Genomic DNA, 3,257 nt, shown 5'->3' with positions numbered 1-3,257 from the left:
CCTCAGCCTCAGCCTCAGCCTCAGGCGAGGACGCGTCCGAGGAATCCGTGGATGTATCCGCTGATGGCGTCCAGGTGCGTTTCGAGGGCGAAGTGAGGCCCATCGACAGGCGGTGCGGGTTGTCGACGACCGGCGCGCCCTCGACGTACAGCCGGGTGTGGCGGCCGTCGTTGACGACGGCCAGATGCCACCACTTGAGTTCCGCCAGCCCGTGACCCCAGTTGGTCGTCGGGTAGGTGTCGTTCGTCGGGTAGTGGTTGAACTGCGGCTCACGGCCGTTGTTCGTGATGGCGAACTGGGCCAGCGGCTCGTTCGGGTCGGTGTTCTTGCCGTGCTTGCCGGCGGCGCCGGCCGTGCCGCGGCGGCTGAGGAACGACGCGTTGCCGTTCTTTCCCGCGTCCCAGTCCAGCGGCATCCGCACGAACGCCTCGATGGTGTAACCGGACCTGAACGTCTCGGAGTTCAGGGGCGCCTTCGCGCTGGTGGTCAGATACGCGCCGTGGACGGGGTTGCGACCGCCCGCGAACTGGAGGCTGGCGTGACCGGGCTGGTCGGGGTGGTGGTCGGCGGACCAGGTCAGCGCGTCGGCCGCGGAGCCCGGCACACTGACCACCGTCAGGTGGTTGCCCTTGCCCGACAGGTCGCGGACCCGGTCACCGGCGGCGAGCGCCGTGCCGGGAGCGGCGTGCCCGTCGAAGCGCCAGTACGCCAGCGTGCCCTTCACCAGTTCCCGTGCGGCCGGACGGGCCGGGCGCACCGGAACCGGGGCGAAGCCGGAGAAGCGCTCCTCGAAGTCGATCGGCACCGAGAAGTTGTCCACCGGTCCGCTGACCCGGGCGAGTTCGGCCGCCAGCTTGTTACGGGACTCGGGGGCCTGGGCGAGAATCCACGGGTTGATCGTCTCGACGTCGATCGTGTTCCGGACCAGGTCGAAGTGGTAGAGCCGGATCATGCCGCCACCGCCGAAGTAGCGGTTCTGGTAGTTGGCGATGTGCAGATGCACATCGTTGCCGGCGGCATTCTTCTTGGTGGTGCGGCCGGGCGGCCAGTAGTGGCCGTTCACGGTCAGGAAGACCTGGTCGTTGTTCTCGACCAGCTTGTCCCAGACCGTCTGGCCGTGGCCGGAGAGGCCGGCGTTGTCCTCCGGGTCACCGGACTCGTAGGGGAAAACGTTGTCATCGTAGGTGGACCACACCATGTCGTGCGTCGTGATGATCACCGGCATCTTGGGGTGGGCCTTGATGACCTTGTCGGCCCACGCGAACCCCTGGTCGGTGGTCCGCCAGTCCAGGGCCAGCAGCAGCCAGGAGCGCCCGGCCGCGCGGAAGATGTGAGCGGTGTTGTAGCCGGTCGCGTCCGCCCCGGCGAACGTCTTCGAGTGCTTGAACCGTCCCGGGCCCATGGTCTGGAGGTACGGCGTGTCGCCACGGGTGTCGTCACCGCTCAGATCGTGGTTGCCGGCGACCACGCTGTACGCGGCGCCGTGCGCGTCCAGCAGGGCGAACGCCTCGTCGACCTGCGCGAACGACGAGGGGTCGGCGTCCTGCGTCATGTCGCCCAGGTGGGCCATGAACACGATGTTGAGGTCGGGGTTGCCGCTGTTGTTGATGATGTAGCGGAAGGACTCCTCCTGGGGCGTCCGGTTGACGCTGTCCTGGCTGCCCCAGTACAGGAACTGAGTGTCCGGCATGACCGCGAGGGTGAACTGAAGGGCGGTCGGGTCCGGATTCCACTTACCCGTCTTGCCTGCCCGGCCGGTTTCGCCTGCCTTCACGGCTTTCGCGGCGAACGCGGGTGACGCGCCGAGCACGGAGGCACCGGCTCCCATCGCCGCCGCGCCCGCCCCGGTCAGCGCCGCGTTCCGCAGGAACCCTCGCCTGCTGTGCCCGCTCGAGTCCTGGGCCGAATGATCGCCGTTGTCGCACATAGAAGCTCTCTCAGATCGGTTGTTCAAGCCTCAAACACGCTAGACACGAACTTTCCGAGCCGGGCGGACAGCAGATGAACGAACGGACATCAAGTGCCCGTACGAGGATGAAGACGAAGGCCACGTCGCCCGCAGGCCAGTGGCAGCCGGACCTGACCGACGCAGGCCACCCCGCCCCGCGTCCTGCCCCGGCCCGACCACGGCGTCGAGTCCCTGACCGAGCACGCCTGGACGATCTGTGCTGCCGCTTCCACTGCTGGACCTGCCGGCCGACACCGTCGCCGGACAGGTGCACTCTGACGGCATCGTCCTGCTCGCCCTGCGAGTCCAGGGCGTGCGCAGGGCTCGGACAGTCCCCACAGGGAGAACCTGACGGGCCGGGTCGGCCCCGCGGGTAGGAGGTGCAGGTTCCCCTGCGGACCGCGCGAGGCCGACAAATGTCTCGTACCCTGCCTGAGTCAGGCAATGCGCGCGTACGCCTCCGCGATCCGCGACGTTTCCCCTCCCGGTGCCCCTGCACGGCAAAGTGGCCCGACCTATCCCGGCCGGGCCACTCCACGCTATCGATCACACATCCCGGACGTATCGTCCGGGCGTCCTACCAGCGGTACCAGCGTCCCTTGCGGCCGCCACTGCCGGCGGGCCGCACGATGAAGCCGAGCACCCATACGACGAGCACGATCACCGCGATCCACCACAGTGCCTTGAGCGCGAAGCCCGCACCGAAAAGAATCAGAGCCAGAAGAAGAACCAGAATCAGGGGAACCATATTTACTTACCTCCTGACCCCCTCATGTCCCCATCCCTCTGCCCTATGCACACCAAAACAGAGTTTAGTAGCTCGATCTCGGGGAACATTAATCCATTTCTTGCCCTCCGAACCAGTCAAAGGAAGATGGGTCAACAGAGCAATAGCGGGTGTGGGTTTACGACCCGGAAATGCGGCCATGCGACCCCTTGTCAGGCAACAGCGGCACAGTGAGAGGTGAGCGGCATGAGCGCCAGCGAGAAGGCCAAGGCCACGACCGAGCAGGCGAGCGGCAAGGTCAAGGAGGTCGCGGGCCGCGGGGTGGGCAACGAGAAGCTGACCGCCGAGGGCCGCGCCGAGCAGGCCACCGGTGACGCCCGCCAGGCGAAGGAGAAGCTGAAGGACGTCGCGAAGGACTGAACCCGCGGCGCTTTCCGAAGGAGCGGCGTGCAGCGGAATCCGCACCGGTGAGGTGCTGGATTCGGCCGCACGCCGCTCCTTCGTGTCCGGGTATCGCGGAATCGATGCCTGTTCGTCAGCGGCGCCGGTGTGACCTGGTGCTAGAGGGCCCCGCGCGCCCCT

Annotated in this window: 3 protein-coding genes; 1 reads left to right on the top strand and 2 read right to left on the bottom strand. The window is 67.2% G+C overall.

Annotated elements, in window-relative coordinates:
• Positions 1–1,690: Tat pathway signal sequence domain protein (locus ACFWN1_RS32470; RefSeq protein ID WP_384370088.1), on the bottom strand; the 1,690-nt coding region annotated here is incomplete at its 3' end.
• Positions 1,691–2,525: 835 nt separating this feature from the next.
• Positions 2,526–2,696: a hydrophobic protein gene (locus ACFWN1_RS32465; protein ID WP_384370085.1), complete on the bottom strand. Its 171-nt coding sequence runs from the start codon at positions 2,694–2,696 to the stop codon at positions 2,526–2,528.
• Positions 2,697–2,921: 225 nt separating this feature from the next.
• On the opposite strand from ACFWN1_RS32465, the gene ACFWN1_RS32460 reads away from it, so the two are divergent.
• Positions 2,922–3,095, top strand: coding sequence for a CsbD family protein (locus tag ACFWN1_RS32460; protein WP_384370082.1), 174 nt, complete (start codon positions 2,922–2,924; stop codon positions 3,093–3,095).
• Positions 3,096–3,257: the final 162 nt, after the last annotated feature.

It is taken from the genome of Streptomyces sp. NPDC058459 (assembly GCF_042721685.1).
Taxonomy (GTDB): domain Bacteria; phylum Actinomycetota; class Actinomycetes; order Streptomycetales; family Streptomycetaceae; genus Streptomyces.
Note: the sequence above shows the minus strand (reverse complement) of the source record. Positions and strands in the feature narration are given on the sequence as shown.

Bases quoted from the DNA above. Each gene is read 5' to 3' on its own strand.
- ACFWN1_RS32460 (WP_384370082.1), top strand. From the start codon at position 2,922: ATGAGCGCCAGCGAGAAGGCCAAGGCCACGACCGAGCAGGCGAGCGGC.
- ACFWN1_RS32465 (WP_384370085.1), bottom strand. From the start codon at position 2,696: ATGGTTCCCCTGATTCTGGTTCTTCTTCTGGCTCTGATTCTTTTCGGT.